Source organism: Streptomyces similanensis, from assembly GCF_039543625.1.
Classification (GTDB): domain Bacteria; phylum Actinomycetota; class Actinomycetes; order Streptomycetales; family Streptomycetaceae; genus Streptomyces; species Streptomyces similanensis.
Map to the genome: position 1 here is coordinate 1 of NZ_BAABKC010000164.1, position 652 is coordinate 652.

Annotated in this window: 1 protein-coding gene; it reads left to right on the plus strand. The window is 65.5% G+C overall.

Annotated elements, in window-relative coordinates:
• Positions 1 to 652 (plus strand): carbohydrate ABC transporter permease (locus ABEB07_RS39115; protein WP_345672836.1); only part of this gene is annotated, 652 nt, incomplete at both ends.

The following is a 652-nucleotide window of genomic DNA, read 5'->3' on the forward strand; positions in this document are numbered from 1 at the left end:
GGCGACGCCCTGCTGCACTCCTTCCTCGTCACGGTCGCCTTCACCCTGCTCTCGGTCGGCCTGTGCTGGGCCATCGGCACCACCGCCGCCATCTACCTGCAGGACACCTTCCGCGGCCGCGGCCTGCTGCGCACCGTCTTCCTCATCCCCTACGCCCTGCCCGTCTACGCCGCCGTCATCACCTGGGCCTTCATGTTCCAGCACGACAACGGCCTGGTGAACCACGTCCTGCACGACCAGCTCCACCTCACCGACCAGCCCTCCTTCTGGCTCATCGGCGACAACAGCTTCTACGCCCTGCTCACCGTCTCCGTCTGGAAAGGCTGGCCCTTCGCCTTCCTCATCGTCATGGCCGGCCTCCAGAACATCCCCCACGAACTCTACGAAGCCGCCGCCCTCGACGGAGCCGGCCTGTGGCAGCAGATCCGCCGCATCACCCTGCCCTCCCTGCGCCCCGTCAACCAAGTCCTCGTCCTGGTCCTGTTCCTGTGGACCTTCAACGACTTCAACACCCCCTACGTCCTGTTCGGCAAATCAGCACCCGAAGCCGCCGACCTCATCTCCGTCCACATCTACCAGTCCTCCTTCGTCACCTGGAACTTCGGCACCGGCTCCGCCATGTCCGTCCTGCTCCTCCTCTTCCTCCTCCTGG